Source organism: Kineosporia mesophila (assembly GCF_021129235.1).
Lineage (GTDB): Bacteria > Actinomycetota > Actinomycetes > Actinomycetales > Kineosporiaceae > Kineosporia > Kineosporia mesophila.
Map to the genome: position 1 here is coordinate 347,603 of NZ_JAJOMA010000003.1, position 21,398 is coordinate 369,000.

General features: G+C 71.7%; 18 protein-coding genes. 11 read left to right on the forward strand and 7 right to left on the reverse strand.

Translation table 11 applies throughout. The features are described 5' to 3' along the window. Positions 1-3: 3 nt before the first annotated feature. Positions 4-732 carry a hypothetical protein gene (locus LR393_RS06505; RefSeq protein ID WP_345718712.1) on the forward strand — a complete coding sequence of 243 codons (729 nt, stop codon included), beginning with the start codon at positions 4-6 and terminating at the stop codon, positions 730-732. Then, the gene (locus tag LR393_RS06510; RefSeq protein ID WP_231482279.1) at positions 729-3,848 is read left to right on the forward strand and encodes a coiled-coil domain-containing protein; all 3,120 of its coding nucleotides are present in this window, start codon (positions 729-731) and stop codon (positions 3,846-3,848) included. Before LR393_RS06505 ends, LR393_RS06510 begins: the two co-directional genes overlap by 4 nt. On the opposite strand, the gene LR393_RS06515 is transcribed toward LR393_RS06510, so the two are convergent. From LR393_RS06515 to LR393_RS06530, 4 genes are all read right to left on the reverse strand, one after another. Then, positions 3,845-4,444, reverse strand: a complete 600-nt coding sequence (locus LR393_RS06515) for an ATP-binding cassette domain-containing protein (protein WP_231482280.1) — start codon at positions 4,442-4,444, stop codon at positions 3,845-3,847. The two genes, LR393_RS06510 and LR393_RS06515, sit on opposite strands and share 4 nt — an antisense overlap. Continuing rightward, complete coding sequence (locus LR393_RS06520; protein ID WP_231482281.1) at positions 4,445-5,497, reverse strand: ABC transporter ATP-binding protein; 1,053 nt, start codon at positions 5,495-5,497, stop codon at positions 4,445-4,447. Then, entirely contained in the window at positions 5,487-8,357 is a 2,871-nt protein-coding gene (locus LR393_RS06525) for a hypothetical protein (protein WP_231482282.1), read from the reverse strand. Before LR393_RS06525 ends, LR393_RS06520 begins: the two co-directional genes overlap by 11 nt. Positions 8,358-8,432: 75 nt before the next feature. Beyond that, a complete protein-coding gene (locus tag LR393_RS06530) occupies positions 8,433-9,137 on the reverse strand; it encodes an SGNH/GDSL hydrolase family protein (protein ID WP_231482283.1) in 705 nt (234 codons plus the stop codon). A 166-nt stretch (positions 9,138-9,303) separates the two neighbouring features. Between LR393_RS06530 and LR393_RS06535 the strand changes: the two genes are divergently transcribed. Beyond that, positions 9,304-10,044, forward strand: a complete 741-nt coding sequence (locus tag LR393_RS06535; protein ID WP_231482284.1) for a FadR/GntR family transcriptional regulator — start codon at positions 9,304-9,306, stop codon at positions 10,042-10,044. On the opposite strand, the gene LR393_RS06540 is transcribed toward LR393_RS06535, so the two are convergent. Continuing rightward, a complete protein-coding gene (locus tag LR393_RS06540; protein ID WP_231482285.1) occupies positions 10,041-10,763 on the reverse strand; it encodes an AAA family ATPase in 723 nt (240 codons plus the stop codon). The two genes, LR393_RS06535 and LR393_RS06540, sit on opposite strands and share 4 nt — an antisense overlap. 18 nt (positions 10,764-10,781) lie before the next feature. Continuing rightward, positions 10,782-12,083, reverse strand: coding sequence for an MFS transporter (locus LR393_RS06545; RefSeq protein WP_231482286.1), 1,302 nt, complete (start codon positions 12,081-12,083; stop codon positions 10,782-10,784). Between the two features lie 61 nt (positions 12,084-12,144). Between LR393_RS06545 and LR393_RS06550 the strand changes: the two genes are divergently transcribed. The 6 genes from LR393_RS06550 to LR393_RS06575 all read left to right on the forward strand — a co-directional run bounded on the left by LR393_RS06550 (position 12,145) and on the right by LR393_RS06575 (position 18,328). After that, positions 12,145-12,837 (forward strand): GntR family transcriptional regulator, encoded by a 693-nt coding sequence (locus LR393_RS06550; RefSeq protein ID WP_231482287.1) that lies wholly within the window; start codon positions 12,145-12,147, stop codon positions 12,835-12,837. A 156-nt stretch (positions 12,838-12,993) separates the two neighbouring features. After that, positions 12,994-13,962 (forward strand): hypothetical protein, encoded by a 969-nt coding sequence (locus LR393_RS06555; RefSeq protein ID WP_231482288.1) that lies wholly within the window; start codon positions 12,994-12,996, stop codon positions 13,960-13,962. Positions 13,963-13,966: 4 nt separating this feature from the next. Further along, positions 13,967-15,085: an acyl-CoA dehydrogenase family protein gene (locus LR393_RS06560; RefSeq protein ID WP_231482289.1), complete on the forward strand. Its 1,119-nt coding sequence runs from the start codon at positions 13,967-13,969 to the stop codon at positions 15,083-15,085. Further along, the gene (locus LR393_RS06565) at positions 15,082-16,290 is read left to right on the forward strand and encodes an acyl-CoA dehydrogenase family protein (RefSeq protein ID WP_231482290.1); all 1,209 of its coding nucleotides are present in this window, start codon (positions 15,082-15,084) and stop codon (positions 16,288-16,290) included. Before LR393_RS06560 ends, LR393_RS06565 begins: the two co-directional genes overlap by 4 nt. Next, positions 16,287-17,468, forward strand: a complete 1,182-nt coding sequence (locus tag LR393_RS06570) for an isocitrate/isopropylmalate dehydrogenase family protein (RefSeq protein WP_231482291.1) — start codon at positions 16,287-16,289, stop codon at positions 17,466-17,468. Before LR393_RS06565 ends, LR393_RS06570 begins: the two co-directional genes overlap by 4 nt. Beyond that, positions 17,465-18,328: an amidohydrolase family protein gene (locus LR393_RS06575; protein ID WP_231482292.1), complete on the forward strand. Its 864-nt coding sequence runs from the start codon at positions 17,465-17,467 to the stop codon at positions 18,326-18,328. Before LR393_RS06570 ends, LR393_RS06575 begins: the two co-directional genes overlap by 4 nt. On the opposite strand, the gene LR393_RS06580 is transcribed toward LR393_RS06575, so the two are convergent. Continuing rightward, positions 18,229-19,302 (reverse strand): LysR family transcriptional regulator, encoded by a 1,074-nt coding sequence (locus LR393_RS06580; protein ID WP_331282913.1) that lies wholly within the window; start codon positions 19,300-19,302, stop codon positions 18,229-18,231. The genes LR393_RS06575 and LR393_RS06580 overlap by 100 nt on opposite strands. A gap of 206 nt (positions 19,303-19,508) precedes the next feature. Here LR393_RS06580 and LR393_RS06585 point away from each other — a divergent pair, with 206 nt between their 5' ends. Together LR393_RS06585 and LR393_RS06590 are read left to right on the forward strand one after the other, a co-directional pair. After that, positions 19,509-20,504 carry a zinc-dependent alcohol dehydrogenase family protein gene (locus LR393_RS06585; RefSeq protein WP_231482294.1) on the forward strand — a complete coding sequence of 332 codons (996 nt, stop codon included), beginning with the start codon at positions 19,509-19,511 and terminating at the stop codon, positions 20,502-20,504. 20 nt (positions 20,505-20,524) lie between these two features. Beyond that, positions 20,525-21,361, forward strand: a complete 837-nt coding sequence (locus tag LR393_RS06590) for an LLM class F420-dependent oxidoreductase (RefSeq protein ID WP_231482295.1) — start codon at positions 20,525-20,527, stop codon at positions 21,359-21,361. Positions 21,362-21,398: the final 37 nt, after the last annotated feature.

Consider the following 21,398-nt stretch of genomic DNA (forward strand, 5'->3'; position numbering starts at 1 on the left):
GAGATGGAGATGCATCCCGCGTTCACCGCGGCCGTGGCCGACCTGTCCGAGCGGCACCGGGACGAGGTGCTGGCCGCCTACGCCGCCGTCGAGCACAGCTGGCAGCCGCTGCACGAGTCGCAGATGCTGGCGCTGCGCGACGCCACGCTGCGCCGGGCGCTCCAGCAGATGCTGCACCCGCTGGGCCGCACGCTGGTCAAGGTCGGGCCGCACCTGTGGACGTCGGGCTACCGCGACGACATCGCGCGGGAGCTGTCCGAGGAGATGCTGGAGTCGCTGCCGCTGGTCGACCGGGCCGTGTTCGTGCTGATCCTCATCCACTCGGTGGCGATCCCGCGCAGCCAGGGCCTGATCGATCAGGACACCTGGATCTCGAACCAGCCGACCTCGGTGGAAGAACTGAACCGCTACTCCCGGCTCCCGCGCACCGCGGTCCGCACCGGGCTGGCCCGGCTGCGGGCGTCCGGGCTGGTGCAGATCGCGCCCGACCGGCGTCCGCACCAGGCCCGCGGGAGCAGCAACACCAACGCGGGGGCGTCCTACCTGCCCGGACCACAGCTGGCGCGACTGACCCCCGCGGCCCGTCGCCGCCTGCAGGAAGAACTCATCCTCGCGGCCGGCGCGGACACCCCCCTGGCGGCCGCGATCCGGGCGCGACGGGCGCGCCCGTCGGAAGACGGCGTCCTCAAACCCTCGGCACCGGAAGCAACTGAAACGCAGGAGAACTCGTGAGCACGCCACCGATGATCGACCGCAACGACCCGACCGACATCGTCGGTCCGCGGGTGCTGGTCGGCGTGCAGATGGTCGACATCTCGCGACTGTCGGCGCACCCGGTACCGCTGACCAACGGCGGACTCATCACCGTGGCCGGGCAGGGGCCGAAAGACTCCAACGGCGCGGGGAAGTCGTCGTTCATCGCGGCCCTCAGCCTGCTGCACGCGGACGAGCAGTGGCGGCTGGCCGGAGGCGCCCCGGGCGCGGCCGAGCTGCTGTTCACGGCGGAACTCGCCGCCCAGGAGGCCAAGTGGGCCAACGCCGATCACGGTTTCGTGATCGGGGTGTTCGCCGACCCGGCGTCGCAGACCCAGGAGGAGCTGGAGGCCGGCGCGCTGACGGTCTGGCTGCGGATCAACCGCAAGTCGCCGTACCTGAGCCTGCGCTGGGTGCGGGGGCTGCACGTGCCCTACGGCTCGAACGACGCCGAGCGCGCGGCCGGGGTAGAGGGTCTGTGGAACCGGCTGCCGCACTCCAACGGGCGGGACGACTTCCACGCCGGGCGGCTGGCCCGGGTGCTGTACGGCGGCCAGGTGCGCTGTGTCTCGTTCCTGTCCACGTCCGTACGCGCGTCCCCGGCGGCCAACCTCCTGGCCCAGCCCCTGAACGAGCTGTCCCCGTGGCGGATGTTCGACGCCGTCGCGACCCTCACCGGGCTGGACCGCGAGCTGGAGCAGGAGCAGGCACTGCGCTCGGGTGAGCACGCCCGGCGCACCGACGTGGCCGAGGCCGAGCACGACCTGTCCACCTGGCAGCGCGAGATGGAGGGCGTCGAGGCCGGGATCAAGCGCCGCGACCGGGCCCGGGAGATTCTCGGCGAGGCCCGCGAGACCTGGCGCTCGCGGTCGGCCCGGCACGTGGTGGACGGCCTGGAACAGCTGGCCCAGCTGCGCACCAACCTCGGTGACGTGCGCGGTGGGCAGGCCCAGGCGCGCGCGCAGCTGGCCGAGAACGAGGCCCGGATGGAGGAACTCGGCAACGACGACGGTCTTCAGGAGACCTTCCGGGAGACCGAGCGGCTGCGCAACGAGCTGCGGGAGCGGCGCAGCAACGCCGATACCCAGGCCCGGATGAACCTGCGTTCCGTCGAAGAGCTCAGCGCGAAACTGCGCGACCTGAAAGAGGCGGCGCGCGCGGCCGACGGCCGCGACGTGACCCGGGCCCGCGAGGAGGTGGGCGCGGCGCAGGAGGCGCTGGAGGCCGTGATCTCCCGCCGCGGTGCCGCCGAGGACGCCGTGGCGTCGGCCGCCCGGCAGGTGAAGGCCGCCGAGGCCGGAGACGATGTGGCCGCGCAGCAGCTGAAACTGCTGCAGAAGGCCGGGATCCCGGTCGCCAGCGTGGTCGACGTGCTGGACCTGGGCGAGAAGGAGCGGGCGGTCTGGGAACCCCGGCTGGTGCCCTACCGTCACGCCGTCGCGGTGCCGGCCGGTCAGGCCGACGCCGCGCGCGACGCCCTGGCCGGTGAGCCCGGCTCGATGATCGTGCTGGCCGACGGTCAGCCGTCCGACGACCTCCCGCGCAGCACCACCGACGAGTTCGGTCTCGCCACGTTCCTGAAAGCCCTTGACTCGCGCGCCGGTTCACGGCACGAGCACATGGACGACGCGGCCGGCGTGATCGTCGTGGCCGGCTTCGACCGCCCGCTGACCGGGCGGGACGCCCGGGTGAAGGCCGCCCGCGAGCAGCACGTCCTGACCGTCGAGATGCTCGAGCAGATCGGCACCGCCCTGGAACGGGCCCGGGCCAAACTGGTCACGGCCAGCTCCCGGCTGGAGGGGGCCAAGGCGGCGCAGCAGGTCGAGGACGCCGAGGTCGGCATCGAGCGGCTGCGCGAGCAGGCGGGTGAGCTGCAGGAGGCCCTGGAAGAACTCCTCGGCCCGCTGGAAGATGCCGAGGCCGCACACACCCGGGCCGCCGTCGACCGGCAGACCCGGCTGGACAAGATCAACACGCTGCGCGGCGAGGTGACGCGCAGCCGGGCCGAGGTGAAGAAGTCCGAGGAGATCGCCGAGAAGCTGGAGGCCGAGCTGCGGGCGGTCGACGTCGACGCCCGGGCCGTGGCCTGGGGCGCCACGTCCGGCAAGGCCGAGGACCACCTGCTGACCCTGCCCGAGGACGAGCAGCGGCGCAGCACCACCGAATGGAACAACCTGGTCTCCAACCACCTGGAAGACGTTCTGCGGCGCTGCTTCCCGGACAGCACCGCGGCCCAGGAGTACCCGGCCGAGCTGCGGGAGCTGGTGTTCGAGCAGAACTGGCGGCGCAGCACGCTGGAGGCCCAGGTGCCCCTCATCCCCGACCTGATGCGGGCCCTGCGCACCCACCTGGACGTGACCGCGCAGCAGGACGCGCACGACCAGGCGATGATCGACCAGCAGCGGGCCCAGCGCCGCGCCGACCTCGAGGCCGCGCGCGCCGGTCTGTCCGAGTCCGAGCAGACCACCCGCGCCCACCGGTCCGTGCTGGCCCAGGGCATCAAGGCCAAGCTGAAGCTGGTCGCGGACGAGTTCGACCGGCTGGACCGGGAGTACGGCGGGTACGGCGCCGGGCTGGACTATCCGGAGCCGGAGCCGCCGACCGAGCCGGACAAGCCGTGGCGCTGGAGCCTGACGCCGCGCTGGCGCCGGGCCGAGAACCAGCGCATGTCCAGCTACAACCTGCGGGCCAACACCGCGCAGATGGACGAGAAGGCCGTGAAACTGGTCTGCGCCTCGGCCCTGGCCGGCGGTAACGACCGGCCGCTGCTCCTCATCCTCGACGAACTCGGCCGCAACCTGGGCAAGCAGCACCGCCGCGAGGCCGTGGCCCTGTTCGAGCGGATCGGCCGCGACCGCAACATCACGGTGATCGGTGCGCTGCAGGACGACATGGAGCGCTACGCCATCGAGGCGTCCAACCTCTACATCAAGCTGCGCCGCTCGTCCGACGCGGTGGCCTACAACGACCCGCCGATCGTGCTGGGCGACGACGCCAACCGCTCCCGCGTCGAGATGCTGCGCGAGTGGATGGCCGCCTACCGCCCGACGTCGAAGAACATCGACGTGCGGGAGGACGAGCTCGACCTGGCTTAGGAGCCGGACCCCAGGGCGAGGGTCAGGGACGTGTGTTCCAGCAGTCTCGGGTCGTGGGTCGAGGTGACGACCAGCGTTCCCTGACCGACCTGGTCGAGCACGGCATCGATGACGCGGCGGGCGTTCTCGTCGTCCTGGTGACCGGTCGGCTCGTCGAGGACGACGAGCTGGGCGCCGGGCAGCAGGGCCCGGGCCACCGCCACGCGCTGCTGCTCACCGATCGATCCCCCGCCGACCGGACGGCCGGCCAGCATCCCGACCCCGAGCCGGTCCAGGAGCTCGGCGGCCCGGTCGGGTGCGGCCGGATGACCGGCGGCAAGCGCGGGCAGCACCAGGTTCTCCACCCCGTCGAGCTCGGCCAGCAGGGCCAGCCGCTGGGGCACGACCGCGATCCGGGCCCAGTCGGCCAGGTCGGCCGTGGGGGTGCCGTCGAGCAGCACCCGGCCCCTCTCCGGCCGCTCGAACCCGGCGATCAGATGGCACAACGTGGACTTCCCCGAACCCGAGTGCCCGGTCAGCGCGACCAGCATCCCGGGCCCCGCCGTCAGGTCGACGCCGTCGAGCACCCCGTGCCCGACGTTCTCCACGGTCAGCATTTACGCCCCCTCCGCTCCGTCACCCGACACCGGCCGGGCCGGACCGATGTTCCTGTGTGCCCATCCATCACTTCGTTCGCGATCATGCAAAACCTCCCCGGAGACTCTGACCTGATCGCGATCGGAAGCCGGCGCGGCCGACGCACCGTCACCGTCCGACCTGATGGTCCCGGCCCCGGGCATGGTTCCGGCCCCGGGTACAACCGTCTCCGGCGCCTGCAGAATCACCCATCCCGCTTCGATGCGCACCCGCGCCCGCCGGCCCGGGAAGAGCTGAAGGGCCTCGGGTGGCAGCTGAAGTCGCCCGGCGCCGTCGATGACCGCGTCGGCGGTGCGCGACCGGCCCGACTCCTCGTGCAGCTCCGGGCCCGACCGCTCGGCCGAGAGCACCCCGTGCCGCAGGTGCAGCACCCGCGGGAGAAGACGCAGGGCGCGGGAGTCGTGCGTCGAGAGCACGCAAGTGGTGCCGGCGGCGGCGATCTCGCCGAGGGCCGCGATGACCCGGCCGGCGTTGTCGTCGTCCAGCTCGGCGGTCGGCTCGTCGGCCACCACCAGGTCGGGAGCGTGGGTCAGCGCGGCGGCGACGGCCAGGCGCTGCTGCTCACCGCCGGAGAGCCGGGCCGGCCGGGCGTCGGCCCGGTGCGACAGGGCCAGCATCTCCAGCACGGCCCCCGGGGCCAGACCCTGCGTGCGGCCCCGGGTGCGCGCCACCTGCCGCAGGTTCTCCATCGCGGTCAGGTGCGGGAACAGCCCGTGCGCCGGACGTTGCGGAACCCAGGCAATACCGTTGCGGCGCAATCCGTTCAGCACCGATCCGCGAGCGCGCGTGACGTCGGTGCCGAACATCGTCACCGTGCCCGCGCTCGCCCGGTCGCGCAGGGACAGGATCGACAGCAACGTGCTCTTGCCCCCGCCGGAGGGACCGGCGATGGCGGTCACGCTGCCGCGCGGAAAGTCCACGTCGACCCCCCGCAGCGCGTGCACCTCTCCCGAGACCGCCTGGTAGATCCGCACCACACTGCGGAACCCGGCGGTGATGTCGTCACTGGTCATCGCGCAGCACCTCGGCAGGTTTCAGGGTGGCCGAGCGCCGGGCGGCGACCACGACGGCGACCAGAGTGACGACGGCGGCCGCCAGCGCGCTGAGCGCCAGCGGCCCGAGCGGCACCTGGATGCCCAGGGCCGGGGCCAGGTCGGGCCCGGGCTCGACCAGACGGGGCAACAGCACGAGCATCAGGGCGAACGGGGGTACGAGAGCAGCCAGCGCCCCCAGGCAGGTGAGCGCGAGTTCCGTGGCCCGCAACCGGATCAGGCGGGAGCGGCGCAGGCCGAACCGCCGCAGCACCAGGTCGACCGGGGCCGCCCGGGCGACCCGCCGGTCCACGGCCACCACGACCGACAGCCCGGCCAGGGCGGCGGCCGCGACCCCGAGCACCACCTGATAGCCCGCCGCCCAGCCGCTGGACGTGAGCACCGGCGTGGCCAGCGACTCCTCCAGCGACCGCGAGCTCGTCACGGTGATGTTCCGGTCCGCCAGATCACGATCGAGCGAGGCAGGCGACTCCTTCGACCACACCCAGGTCGCGAACGTGCCCTGCCTCTCGCTGATCCCCTTCCTCGCCGGGTCGAGGTTGGGGTTGCGGGCGTCGAACGAGGCGAACAGGGACGTGGCGTCGAAAAGGATCGTGGGCCGCCCGGTGCCGGGGAACGTCTTCACCGAACCGCGCACGCCGATCCTGATCTCGTCGGCCCCCATGAGCACGGTGCCGCCGCTGCCCGCCGTCCCGGCGCTGTTCGCGTCCACCCCGACCAGGACAGCCGGCACCGTCGCGTTCCGCGGATCGGCGCCCGCGCTGCCACTCTCCGAAGCCCCGCCGTCCGAGCTGCCCGTACTTCCTGACCCGAGAAGGCCGAGCGCGGTCCGGGCCTGCGCCAGATCCGGCCCCTCACCCCAGCTGGCCGCCCGGCGCAGGGTGGCGGGATCGACCACGAGCACGTCGACCGTGACGTAGTCGGGCCGCAGCTGACCGGTGGCACGCCAGACCACGGAACGCCCGGCGGGCAGGTCGGGCGTGGGGCCCTCTCCCCCACCGAGATCGTAGGAGTGCGGGATGCGGGCCGCGCTGTTCGCCCCGGCCAGCACCGAGGCCTTGTCCAGCGCGGAGGCGTGCACGGTGTTCGCCGACACCAGACCGTAGGCCAGCACCCCGATCCCGATCGCGAGGATCACCACCAGGTCGGCCACCGCCACCCCGGTGTTCCGCAGACCCCGCACCACCAGCCGGTCGGGCGACGTCAGGGCACGCCCGCGGGAAGCCTGAGCCGGGGAACCGGCCCGCCACCGCCCGAAGGCCCCCGCGACCATCCCGGCGAAGCGCACCACCAGCGCACATCCGCAGGCCAGCACCAGGATCGGCAGCACGGCCGCCAGCGGGTCGGTGTACGAGCTGTTGCCGTCGCGGCTCAGCGTGGCGCCCACCGCCAGCACGGTGGCGCCGGTGAGCAGGGGCAGCCAGGGCCCTCCGCCCCGGGACACCTTCAGCCCGGCCAGGTTCCGCGCGATCGTGCGGGTCTGCAGGAGGGTCACCAGGGCGTTGGCGACCAGGGTCAGCACCGCGACGAAACCGGCCGCGAGCACCGTGGCCCGCACCGCGCCGGGGCCCAGTTCACTCTGCGGGCCGAACTGCTCGAACGCCAGCCAGGCCCCTGCCCCACCGACGGCCGCACCGAGCACGGCCGGCAGTAACAACTCCAGCGCCCCGGCCCCGATCACCACCGGCACCGGCGTGCCCAGGCCGAGCAGCAGTTCCGTCTCACGGCGGCGGCGCTGGGCCAGGGCCTGTAGCGCCACCACCACGGCCGCCAGCCCGAGTGTCCCACCGGCGTAGGCGATGCCCCGCCCCTGATCGGCCGCGGTGCGGGCGTCGGCCTCGGCCTGGGTCTGCAACTCGGGCAGCGCCGTCTCGACCCGGCCGATCGCCCCCTCACCCGTGAGCAGCCCGGTCAGCTCGCTGCCCGGGTCGGCCCCGGCCACCTTCAGGAGCTGCGCCGCGGACGCCGCCTGCTCCAGGTGCTGCGGGGTGCGCCCGGCGGGGACGAGCGACGCGGAGTACGTCCAGGTCGGCGTCTCCTGCGCACCGGCGAGCGCGGTCTCGACACTCTCCCGGTCACCGATCATCAGCGTGGCCGGCGTCGGGCAGCCCAGTGGGTCGCCCGGCAGCAGCGCCGCGATCGACGAGAAGTACGTGCCGCTTGGCAGCGCACCGTCGGCGCCGGTGCGGTAAGTGCCCGCCAGCTTCACCCGGGCCGAGGTGTTGGCCGCCATCCCCGGGACCTGCGCCACCGTGCCATTACCCGCGCAGCCCACGATGTCGCCGCCCTGGATGGTCTTTCCCGCACGGAACGTGTCGCCCGGTTCCAGACCCAGACTCCTCGCCACGTTGTCGGGCAGCCAGATGCCCTTGGTACCGCGCCGGCCCTGGACCACGTCGAGGGCCTCGACCGCGCCGGTGCGGTACCAGAGCACCGCTTCGCGCCGCCTCTGGCCGACCGCCAGGAACGGCGTCGGCTGGGCGTCGTCGAGCTGCCACGCCGACGCCCGGGTCGAGGTGACCGGCTCGCCCAGCCAGGGCACCTCGTCCACCTTTTTCGTGATCCGGGGTTCGGCCGCCGGCGCGAGCGGCCCGAGCACCGTGACCCCGAGCGCCGCCTGACGAGTGAGCTGGGTGTTCGACGGCACGGTCGCGAGCTTGCGCTCCAGCGAACCGGCCGCGGTCGAGCGGCCGAACAACGGCCCGGCCGCCACCAGCCCGGCCAGCAGCGCCACACTCACCGTGATCATCACCGCGAGCGAACCGCTGCGCAGCATGCGCCCCGGTGCCCGGCGCAGCAGGGGCCAGCCACCGCCACCCATGTGTTCACCCCTCCGAAAGAACCCCGTGTCCCGCCCGATCGACCCCCACAGTAGGGGGCACCTCCGACAGTCTTCTCACGACCCCGCAATACCGGGCATCGCCCGCGCGAACGCCCCCGCCAGCACCGCGTACCCGTGTTCGTTCGGGTGGAAGCGATCGGGCGCGAGCCGGCCGCGCCAGGCCCAGCCGGTACCCGTATGCCGTAGCTCGGCCACCCGCACCCGGCCGGCGGAGGCGGCGTCGTCGACGGCCGCGTTCAGCCGGTACGCCGCCGTGCGCGGGTTCGGCAGGGTGCCCACCACCGAGCCGGCCGGCAGCAGGTCCAGCAATCGCGGGAAATCGGTCCGCAGGGCCACCCGGAAATCGGCCCGCAGCAGGTCGTTCGATCCGATGAGCAGGGTGACCAGGCCGATCGGCAGATCGTGCGCACGCGCCACCCCGAGCGCGGCGGGCCACTGCCGACCGATCACGTCAGACGTCCGGGCACCGCTGAAAGACAGGTTGAGCAGCCGGAAGTCAGGCCGATCGGCAGCCAGCTGCCCGATGTACCCGAGTTCGGGCGAGGGTGCGCCGATCCCCTGCGTCATACTGTCGCCCAGCGCCACCCACAACGGCCCGGTCCCCCGGGCCAGCTCCCGGGCGTTGCGCTCGCCCCAGGCCCGGGCGAACGGCACCACCTGGTCCTGCACCGAGCGCACGCGCCGCGACATCCGGGCCAGCGCGGCCAGCAGCGCCCCCGGCGGCCGGCCGCTGAGGTTGTCGTAGTCGAATCCCGTCATCCACCGGTTCTAGAGCACCGCTCCGTCCCGCGCGAGGTGGCCGTCGGCCCAGCGATTTTCGCCAGTACAGGGGCGCACCGCACGGAATCTGCACCATGCACCCAGAACCGTCAATCGGTACGGAAGCAGTACGATCCACCGATCGGGGAAGGAGCCCATACCAATCGTGGTGAACAGCAATTCGACGAAGCCGCAGAAGACTGCGCTGCTCCTGGCGCAGCGCATCGTGCGGGACATCGAACAGCAGGGCCTGGGCCCTGGGGAGAAACTCCCGCCGGAGCGCCTGATGATGGACTCGTACGACGCCGGTCGCGGCACGCTGCGGGAATCCCTGAGGTTCCTCGAGTTGCAGGGGGTGCTCTCGTTCAAACCGGGTCCGGGTGGCGGGCCGGTCATCCAGAAGCCGACGGCCGAGAACCTGGCCACCACCCTGGCCCTGGTGCTGCAGTTCGACAGCGCCCGGTACCGGGTCGTGGCCGAGGCCCGTTCGTCCTTCGAGCCCCTGATGGCCCGGCTGGCGGCCGAGCGCATCACGCCCGAGCAGCTGGCGGGACTGGAACAGACACTCGCCGACATGGAGGCGGGCCTGCACGACACGGAGGCCTACCTGGACTCGAACCGCCGCTTCCATCAGGGCATCGCCTGGGCCAGCGACAACTCGCTGTTCGGGTTCCTGGTCGAGGCGATGGCCGGCTCCATGGACGCCACCCGCAGCACCGAGCAACCGCAACGGCGCCGCCAGACCGTGCTGCGCGCGCATCACCGCATCTACGAGGCGATCGCCGGGTCCCAGCCCGACGAGGCGTCCGAGGCGATGGGTGAGCACGTGCAGGAATACCTGGTCTACGCGCAGAGAAAGCACCCGGAGTCCCTCGACCGGCCCATCACCTGGCCGGGCGCAACCTAGAGCAGATGCCTCAGGTAGGCCTGCGGATCATTCAGGTACCGCCGCCAGTGATCGACCACCATCAGGTCGTCCCAGGCCACCTCGGTCAGGCCATTCGCACCGAACTCGTAGATCCCCGCTCCCGGCGTCGAGGCCAGGATCGGCGAGTGCGTGGCGCAGACCACCTGGGCACCTGCTCGCCCCAGCCGGTGGAACAGCTCGACGAGCCGCAGTGACGAGTTGAACGACAACGCGGACTCCGGCTCGTCGAGCACATAGAAGCCCCGGCGGGTGAACATCGCCTCGAGCACGGTGAGAAAGCCTTCACCGTGGCTCATCTCGTCGGTCTGCCCGGACCAGTACCCGGGCACGTCGCTGTAGGTCGACATCATCGCCATCGCGGTCTCCGCCCGCAGGAAGAACCCGCTGCGGGCCCTGCGCGGGCCTGTCATCATCTGCTGCCCGGCCAGCGACGTGGTCAGCTTCAGCACCTGACCGAGCTCCGACTTCTCCCGGCTGCTGGCGTATTTCGTCCCCGCCTTACCCCCGTACGGATCCAGCCCGAACGCCTCCGCGAGTGCCTCGGCCACCGTCGACTTGCCCGAGCCGTTCTCCCCCACCAGAAACGTGATCGGTTTCCGGAACGTCAGCCCCCGCTCGGCCAGGTCGGCGACCGCCGGAATCGTGTAGGGCCACCGTTCCGGATCGGCATTCTCGACGTACGCGCGACGCACCAGCATGCGGCCAGCCTAAACACCTCAACCGGCCCGGTGCTCGTCGTGAGCCGGCACCACCGGGATCGACAGCAACGGCGTCAACGCCACCATCGCGAACGCCACCGGGTACCCGACCAGCGCGATCAGCCCGCCGACGGCCGGCCCGACCAGGGAGGCCGCCGCGAACTGACCCGTGTTCTGAATCCCCAGAGCCCGCCCCGACCAGGCGGGCCCCGCCGCCTCCGCGACCGAGGTGAAGGCCAGACCGTTGTCGGCCACGCTCACCGCCGTCGCCGCGACCATCGCCGCCCCGGTCACGAAACCCCAGTCCCGAGAACTGCTGGCCGCCAGCGCCAGCATCACCACGAACCCGCTCACCGCGACCACCCGTAACACCTTCACCCGGCTGCCCACCCGGTCGCTCACCGATCCGATGAGGATCCGCCCGATCGCCCCGGTGAACTGCGCCACCGCGATCAGCACCCCCGCGGCCGTCGCGTTCCAGCCCGGCCCGGCGGTCAGCCAGACCAGCCCGAAGGTCGACAGCGTGAACTGCGGCACCACCAGCAGGATCGACACCAGATGAATCCGCGCCAGGAAGCGGCTGTTCCGGTAGGGATTGGCCAGCCGGTCGCGGTTCTCGCCGGAGCGGTGCGGCTGGGTCTCCTTGCCTGAAGACGCGTCTGCGCTCGGCTCCCGCCCGCCGACGGGTGCCGGCATCGTCCCCTGCCCGAAAGATCTCTGCTGGCGCGCCGGATTCGGCGCGTTCGCGATCCCCACCGCACACGCCACCGCCAGCCCCGCCGCGAGCACCCCGGCCAGCGTCAGAGGGGCCCAGGTGCCGTACCGCCCGGCCAGGTACGGCACGACCAGCGCGGCCACGGCCACACCCAACGGCTGCGACATCTGCCGGATGCCCATCGCCAGGCCCCGCCGCGAGCGTGGGAACCAGCCCACGACGACCTTGCCGGTGGTCGAGTTCGTGCTCCCCGTCGCCGCCCCCGCCAGCACCAGCAGCGCCGCCAGCGACCAGAGCCCGTTCACCGGCGCCGCGGCCAGGGCGAACACCGCCGTCAGGGCCAGACCACCGGCAATCACCCAGCGTTCACCCACCCGGTCGGCCAGGGCGCCCCACAGCACCAGGGTGAGTACCAACCCGAAAGTGGGGGCGGCAGCGAGCAGTCCGGCCTGGGCCAGGGGCAGCCCACGCTCGACGTGCAACAGCGGAATCAGGTACGCGGGCGTGCTGACCAGCAGAGTTCCGGCGGCCTGCGCGGCCACGCCGAGACCGAGCATGCGCCAGGCAGCGCGGGGCACGGTGTCGGTGGGCGGGGGCGTGGCCATCAGAACTCCTCAGTGCGGTACCGTTTAGGTGTACCCAATTGGTATACCAAAGGAGTTCATCGTGGCAACAGCCGACGCCACGCCCTACGCCACCCTGCGCGCGGCCATCCTGTCCCTGGAGCTCATGCCCGGTGAGAAGCTGAGCGAGCGGGGGCTGGAGTCGATGCTGAACGCCTCGCGCACCCCGATCCGGGCCGCCCTGATGAGCCTCGCCAACGAGGGCCTCACCCAGCGCGCCGGCCGGGGCTGGCAGGTCACACCCATCGACCTGGCCGAGGTGCGCGCCGTGACCGAATACCGCGAGGCGGTGGAATCCGCGGCCGTGGTGCTGGCCGTCGAGCGTGCCGAGACCGAAGAGCTCGACGCACTGCGGGATCTCGCCGCCGCCCACCGCGACAACGACGACGAGGAGACCGGCCTGCGCGACGGCGGCGACTTCCACGTGGCGCTGGCCCGGCTGTCCCGCAACGCCTTCCTGGCCGAGGGCATGCGCGACGTACTCACCCGCCTCAGCCGTACCCGCTGGCTCGAGGTCCGCACCGCGCAGTCCCGTCTGCAGGCGCGCGACGAACACCTGCGAATGGTGGACGCGATGGTCGCCCGGGACGCGGAACTCGCCTCCCGGCTGGTGGTCTCCCACTCCCGCGGCACCCGTGACCGGCTGCTCACCCATCTGTCCGACGAGAAGCGGCGGCTGCGCGGCCGGGGGTTCTCGATCATCGAGAGTTCGACCGCGCCGCCACCGCTGCCGTGATCAGCGCTCCGGCACGGTCGCTGAGGTCACGCGCAGGCCGAACACCGCCGCGATCAGCCACGTCCATCATGTGATACCAAATCCCGTCTTGTTGATGCCCTCGTGCGAGCCGTCCACTGGAAGCACCCCAACCACTGGTTCACGAGAGGGAGTCCGATGACGGCAACAGAACTCAGCCCGGCGCACACCGAGGTCACCCGGGGCGCGTCCCGGGCCCGCGCCCTGCTGCAGGAACGGGGTCTGCCCTACAGCGACGAGATCCCCCTCGAGGCGATCGGCGGCGAGTTCGAAGGCGGCGGCCACTACGGCTTCGAGGTACCGGTGGTGAACAACTTCTCGGTGATGGAGACCACCGTCCGCCTGATCCAGGACCGCGGCCTGCAGGTCACCCGGTTCAACGAGACCCTGGGCGCGTTCCTGCTGTCCGACAGCGAGGTCTCGGACATGATCGCGCTCTCCCGGGAGAGCGGCATCGGCATCCTGTTCGCGATGGGCCCGCGCCCGGAGTACGACCGCAAGGCCGCCTTCTACCGGGGCGGATTCGGCACCTCCCAGGGCCGCCGGGTCAACAACAACGACGCGCTCGCGGTGTCGGTGGAGGAGGCCATCCGGCTCACCGAGCTCGGGGCCCGGGGGCTCATCGCCTACGACCTCGGCGTCATCCGCCTGCTGAGCGACCTGCGGTCGGAGGGTGTGCTCCCGGCGGACACGCTGATCAAGTCCTCGTCGCACTGCATCGTCTCGAACCCGCTGACGGCCAAGGTCTATGCGGAGAACGGCACCACCAGCATCACCACCACGCACGACCTGGGCCTTCCGGTGATCCAGGACATCCGCAAGCTCAACCCGGAACTCGTGATGGACGTACCGACCGACGTGTACGGCGACAAGGGAGGTTTCATCCGCTTCTACGAGATCCCGGAGCTGATCCAGATTGCCTCCCCGATCTTCCTCAAGGTCGGTGCAAGCGCGCAGGCGCACCCGGCCGACCCGGTGAACGAGAAGACCATCGCCAAGCGCATCCAGCGCATCGAGCTGGCCCAGGAGTTCGTCGCCAAGTCGGGCCTCGACATCACCTACATCAACGCGGACTCGACTCAGCGATCCCTGCCCGCGAAGGCCTGAGGCAGTGGACTTCTCGATTCCCGAGACCTCGGCGGAACGTCGCCGGGAGGGGGCGGGAGCGGTGCACGGCACCGTTCCCGGCCCCACCCCGGCCGCCCGCCGGCGCTGGGTCGCCCAGGTGAGCGCCAACGGCGCCACCGCATCCCGGATCCCGATCGCACTCGGCGGTCACGGCCGCGACGCCCGGGCCACCGGCTCACTGCTGAGCGGCCTCGCCGCGGCGGTTCCCGATCCGACCGCCGCCCTCGCGGTGGCCGCGAATGGCCTGCTGGTCACCGAGTCGCTGTGGCGGCTCGGCGACCAACGTCGGCTGCCGGCGATCATCACCGGTGAGGCGATCGGCGCCATCGACCTGACCGAGGCCGACGGCGGCGCCCACCCGACCGGGGTGACAGCCCACCGCACCGGAAACGGCTGGGAGTTGACCGGTTCCAAACGCTGGGTGGTCAACGCCGGTATCGCCGACCACTTCCTCCTCACGGCGGCCGGGGACGACGGTTCCCGCACCGCTTTCGTGATCGATGCCCGGTCGCCGGGCATCCTCACCGAGGAGGTCGCCGGACCGGGCGCGCCGTGGATCGCGCCGGTGCGCCTGGACCGGGTCCAGGTACACGACGACGCGGTGCTCGGCACCACCGGTGCGGCCCTGACCGAGCTGGTGCCGGTGCTGGCGGCGCTGGACCGGTCGCTGATGCTGACGGTCTGGCTCGGCGCCCTGCAGGACCTCGCCGAACAGACCCGGGTGCTCGCACTCGCCGACGGTTCGCGGTTCGGCCGGCCGGCCGGCCGTTCCCAGGCCGCGCGGTTCGGCCTGGCCGACCTGATCAGCCATCTCGACCTGTTCAGCGGGCTGGTGCAGCGGGCGCTCTGGCAGTTCGACGCCCGCCCCGAGGCACTGCGGGCCGACGGTGCCGCGGCCCGGCTCTACCTGTCCCTGCACATCGACACCATGCTCGCCGCCGCGGGTGAGGTGGCCGGGCCCCTCCCGGGTCACCGGCTGCTGCACGTGCTCGCCGCCGCGCCGCTGCTGCGGGTGGCCTCCGGACCGCAGATCACCCGGCCGGTACTGGCCGCGGCGATGACGGGCCTGGGCGGCTCCACGATCCTCGAGGAGACACGATGAATCTGCGGTCGGACGCCGTCGGCGAGGCGCTGCTGGCCGGACTGGAGAACGACCTGCTGCCGGTGGCGGCCCGGGCGGCCGAGGCCGACCGGACCGCCGCCCTGCCCGGTGAGAACTGGGACGAGATCCGGGAAAGTGGCTACCTGCGGCTGTTCCACCCGGCAGCGCTGGGCGGGGCCGGCATCGACGGGGTGCTGCAGGCGCGGGCGATGGAGGTGCTGGCCCGGGCCTGCGGCGGCACCTACTGGTCGGCGACCATGTCCACCCTGCTGGCCGGGAAACTCGTCACGGCGTACGGCGATCCGGCCGGGAAGCACCGGCACCTCATCGACGGGGTGCTGTCCGGCGAGCGCAAGGCCTGTTTCGCCGTGGTCGAGCCGACGTCGGGCAGCGATCCGGGCACGTACCGCACGCGGGTACGGCGTTCCGGGGCCGGGTACCTGATCAGCGGCACGAAGGCGAAGATCACCAACGCGCCGGACGCCGACCTGGCCGTGATCCTGGCCCGGCTGGACGAGGGGTGGTGCTTCGCGTTCGTCGACCTGCGACAGCCGGGGGTCAGCCGGTTCACCACCCCGACCCTCGGCCTGAAGGCCATGCCGTGGGGCGGTTTCACGCTCGACGACGTGCCGGTCGAGGCACAGGACGTGGTGCCGGTGCCGTACACCGAGTTCGCCCGGGGCATGGCCTGGGGCTGGCTGTTCATCTCGGTGTCGTCGATCGCGACGGCCGAGAACGCCCTGGCCGCGGCCGTGCGGCACGCCACCGTGCACGAGTCCTGGGGCCGTCCTCTGGCGCACCTGGAGACGGTGGGAAGCCAGCTGGCCGACAGCCGCGCGGAGATCGACGCGGTACGGCTGCTGGCCTGGGAGACCTCGTGGCACCGGACGCAGGGGCGTGACGTGACCGGGCGGGTGGCGACCCTGAAGATCACGGCGACGGAGACGGCCGTGCGGGTGCTGAACCGCGCGGTGCAGATCCACGGCGCACAGGCCCTGGTGAGCGGTTCGGATCTGGAACGCTGGTACCGCGACGCGCCGATGAACGTGATCGGCGGGTTCGCCTCGAACCGGCTGCGCGAGCTGGTCGCCGAGCAGGCCGGTGTCGGGCACGTGCCGTACGAGCCGTTCGACTGGCTCCAGGGAACGGGTCTGGAGCTGGACCTGGTCGCGACGGCCTCTCCCCTGGTGGGGGTGTCACGATGAGCCCGGAGGGATATCGCCTGGCCCTGCTGCCCGGTGACGGGATCGGCGTGGAGGTGATGGAGCAGGCCCGCCGGGTTCTCGACAGCGTCGGCGATGCCACCCAGGTGCGCTGGACGTTCGACGAGATCGACTGCGGCGCGTTGTATTTCCTGGAGCACGGCCGGGACTGGGCGGAAGGCTCCGAAGAGCTCTGCCTGCGGGCCGACGCCATCCTGCTGGGGGCGATCGGCTGGCCGGCGGCGCAGGGCCGGGGCACCGTGCTGCGGCCGGACGGGAAGATGGCGGGCTGGTCGGCGATCGTCGGCAACCGCATCAACCTCGACCTCTACGCGAATGTTCGCCCGGTGAAGCTCCTTCCGGGAGTACGCCAGCGGATCTCGGGGCGCCTGGCGCAGGTCTGGCGGCCCGAGAACGTGGACATGGTGTTCATCCGGGAGAACACCGAGGGCCTGTACAGCGGCATCGGCGGGCTACTGGCCCCCGGGGGCCGGGGCGAGGTGGCGACGGACAACCGGGTGATCACGCGCCGGGGCAGTGAGCGGGTGATCCGGATGGCTTTCGAGACCGCCCGGGCCCGGTCCGGGGCGCCCGGCGACGGGCAGCGCCGGGTGACCGCGGTGGTGAAGGACAACATCCTGCACGGCTGCCGGTTCTTCGTCTCGGTGCTGGAGGAGATCGCGCCCGAATACCCCGACGTCGCCTACGAGATCGTGCTGGTCGACGCGTTCAGCCAGTGGCTGCTGCGTAATCCCGAGCACTACGACGTGGTGGTGGCCACCAACATGTTCGGTGACATCGTGACCGAGGTCGGCGCGATGCTGCAGGGCGGTCTGGGGCTGGCCGCCGCGGCGAACATCGGCGACCGCCACGGCATGTTCGAGCCGGTGCACGGTTCCGCGCCGCGGCACGCCGGACAGGGCCGGGCCAACCCGATGGCCATGATCACGGCGACGGCCCACGCGCTGGAGTGGCTGGGCACCCGTCACGACGACCATCGGCTCACCACCGCGTCGACGGCTCTGCGGGGCGCAGTCGAGGACGTCCTGGTCGAGGGCCGGGTGCTGACCTACGACCTGGTCGACGGCCGCCGGCCGGCCGGTACCACGGAGGTGACCACGGCCGTGATCGAGCGCCTGAGTGAACGTCTCGACCTGCGGTCGCTCTCGGGCGCCTGGTGACGGACGAGGTGGTCGACTCCCAGCTGCACCTCTGGGAGGCCGACCGGCCGGGACGGCGCTGGCCGGCCGGTGGGGGTGAGCCGCACGCCGGCCCGCCGCCCACCGCGGACGACCTGCTGCGGCGCATGGACGAGGCCGGGGTGCACGCGGCCGTGCTGGTGCCGCCGTCCTGGGAGGGCGACCGCAACGACCTGGCCCTGGAGGCGGCGCGGCGTCACCCGGATCGCTTCGCCGTGACGGGCCGCATCCCCCTGGGCGACCCGCGCGCATGGCATCGGCTCGCCACCTGGCGCGAGGAGCCGGGCCTGCTGGGGGTACGACTCACCCTGCACCGGCCGCCCTGGTCGACCTGGCTGGAAGAGAACCGGCTGGAAGGGTTCTGGGACGCGGCCGAGCAGGCCGGCGTGCCGGTGGCCCTCTACGCGCCGCAGGCTCACGACACCATCGTCCGGGTCGCCCGGGAGCACCCGGCGTTGCGTCTCACGATCGACCATCTCGGCCTGCCGCTGGGCACAGTCGGGGAGCAGGCCCTGCGCCTGCTCCCCCGGCTGCGCGAGCTGGCCCGGCTGCCGAACGTCGCGGTGAAGGCGAGCGCGGTGCCGTGCCATGCCGGTGAGCCACCCCCGTACCGCAGCTGGAGGCGTCCACTGCTGGATCTGGTGGACGCCTTCGGCTCCGACCGGGTGTTCTGGGGCTCCGACCTCACCCGCCTCCCCGGTGAGTACCGGTACTGCGTAGATCTTTTCCGGCGGGACCTGGACTACCTCGACCCGGCCGACCGCACCAGGGTGCTCGGCGCCGGGCTGAGATCGTGGCTCGGCTGGGCCGGTGTGCCCAGCCCGGCCCGTTCCTCGGCGTAGGCACAGGCCTCCAGCAACAGCAGGCTCTTCCACGCGGCGTCGGGCCGCACCGACCCGATGACGTGAACCGGGACCAGGATGCCCGGGTCGGCGGGCAACCTGGTCACCCGGGCGGTTGAGGCCACCGGCGCGTGCGGGTAGAGAACCGTCCAGCCGGTGCCCCGCCCGATCTCGGCGAGGGTGTCCTGGATGCTCGTGAAGGGTTTGCCCATCACCGGGTCGAACCCGGCCTCCCGGCAGGCGGCCAGCACCCGGTCGTGGAACTCGGCGTTGTGCTCACGCGGCATGATGCGCATCGGCAGATCGGCCAGGTCGCGCAGCGCCACCACGGGTCCGCACGCGGCCTCCAGGTCTTGTGGCAGTGCCACCGCCAGCGGCTCCGCCCAGGCGGGAGTCATGATCAGGTCTGGCTCGCCCCGGCCCAGCCGCACCAGGGCGGCGTCGATCGTGCCCTCCCGCACCTGTCTGACGCGCTCCCCCGACGGCACCGGTCTCAGGTCGACCAGCAGATCGGGCCGCCGCAACGCGAAGTACTCCAGGATCCAGTCGAGCCGCTCCCCCAGCGCCGTGACCGTGCCCAGCCGGAACGTGGGCCGCTCGTCCTCCCGCTCGCGGGCCACGTGGATGGACCGGCGCACCGCGGCCAGCACCTCCCGGGCCTCCGGCAGGAACCGCCGACCGGCCTGGGTCAGCCGCACCGGCCGGGTCGACCGGTCGAACAGCGGAGCGCCGATTTCCCGCTCCAGCCGCTGGATGTGCAACGAGATCGTGGGTTGCACGATGTGGAGCCGTTCGCTCGCCCTCCGGAAGTTCAGTTCTTCCGCCACCCCAACAAAGCATTCGAGTTGCCGCAGTTCCATCCCCGCTCCATCTCGCCCTGGCCCGGCCGGAAAAACCCCGTGGGTAGTTCTCGGACAGGTCCCCCGTGACAAATAGAGATCGACGGATCGACGGTGATCCGTGGTTCCACACATTCCCGCGCCACCTCGACCAACGATCTTCGGCGGCCCCGCTGTTCCCAAGAAGTTACCGGTGCGTCAAGACAACTCCATGATCGTGACACGCCGCACGCATGATCGGGTATTGCTTCTTGTGAACATTCTTCGCCCCTGATGGACTGATGATTCACGGCTCGCGCCCTTGGGAGGTCGCGTGAGCTGCACCGGCACAGGGAGATCCGATGGCGCGACAGGTGAGGTTCGAGCAGTTGGGTGGACCGGAGGTACTGCACCTGGAGGAAGTAACTCTGCCCGCACCGGCGCCCGGAGAGTGCCACATCGCGGTGTCAGCGATCGGCCTGAACCGGGCCGAGCTGGGATTCCGCCAGGGACGCTACATCGATGTGCCACAGACCTTTCCGGCCGGGCTGGGATACGAGGCGGCCGGGCGGGTGCTGCGAACCGGGGACGCCTCGGGAGACTTCGTGGAGGGGCAGGCGGTGAGTGTGCTGCCCACCTTCTCGATGAACGACTACGCCACCTACGGCGACGAGGCGCTGGTGCCGGTGCAGGCTCTCGTGGCCCGCGATCCGGACTCCGACCCGATCACCCACGCGGCCGCCTGGATGCAGTACCTGACGGCGTACGGGGCGCTGGCCGACATCGGTGGGACCGGGGCCGGGGACACCGTCGTGGTGACGGCCGCGGCCAGCAGCGTGGGGCTCGCGGCGATCCAGATCGCCCGCCTGCGGGGGGCGCGGGCCCTGGCCGTGCTGCGCCCCACCGACCTCCAGGATCCGGTGCTCGCGGCCGGGGCCGACGCCGTCATCGTGCAGGGGGCCGACGAGATCGCCGCGTCCGTGCTCGACCACACCGACGGCCGGGGCGCGGAACTGGTGTTCGACGCGGTGGCCGGGCCGGGGGTGCGGGAACTGGCCCGGGCCACGGCCACCGGCGGCACGATCATCATCCACGGCACCCTGAGCGGGCAGCCCACGCCGTTCCCCGGCACCGACACGATGCGGGCCCTGTCCGTGCGCAGCTACACGCTCTTCGAGATCACCCGCGACCCCGCCCGCCTGGCCGTGGCCCGTGGCGACATCTCCGCCGGCCTCGCCGACGGCACGCTGAAACCCCTGATCGATCGCATCTTTCCCCTGGACGACATCGTCGAGGCGCACCGGTACATGGAGTCCGGCCAGGCCCGGGCGGGCAAGGTCGTAGCCGTCGTCCAGTAATCACCGAGGAGACGTTCACCGTGAAGTTCGGCTTCATCATGTTCCCGACCGCCGAGACCATCCGGCCCGGTGAGTTCGCCCGGCTGCTCGAAGACCGTGGTTTCGAGTCGCTGTTCTACCCCGATCACACGCACATCCCCTCGCGCACCCCCGAGGTGCTCGACGTGGCCACCCTTCCGCACGAGTTCAAGTCGGGGATGGACTGTTTCGTCGCCCTGGGCGCCGCCGCCGAGGCCACCACCACGTTGCAGCTGGGCACCGCGGTCACCCTGATCACCGAACGGGACCATTTCGTGACGGCCAAGGCGGTCGCCTCGATCGACGTGCTGTCGAACGGGCGCATGCACTTCGGCATCGGCCCGGGCTGGATTTACCAGGAACTGCGCAACCACGGGGTCAAGCCCGACGACCGCTTCCGTCTCCAGCGCGAGCGGATCGAGGCCATGCGCCGGATCTGGGTCGACGACCACGCCAGTTACCACGGTGAGTTCATCGATTTCGATCCGGTGCAGTCCTGGCCGAAGCCGGTCCGCAAGCCCCACCCACCGATCCTCGTCGCGGGCAACGGGCCGAAGGTGGCGAAGAAGGTCCTCGAGTACGGCGACGAGTGGATCCCCATGCTCCGGCCCGGCGTGCTCGACGAGATCCGGCACTTCAAGAAGACGGTGCGCAAACCCGGGTCGGACGAGCCGATCCCGGTCACGCTCTTCGGCGGCCGCCTGGAGGAGATCGAGGCCTACGAGAAGGCCGGCGTCGACCGCTGCCTGTTCTGGCCCTCCCCGTCGTCCCCTCGGCAGATGACCGACCTGGTCGACCGCATCGCCATCGCGCTGGGGTCACGTCTGCCCGTCGGCTGAACCCGAACTTTCACGGCCTTTGAAAGTTTGGGTTAGG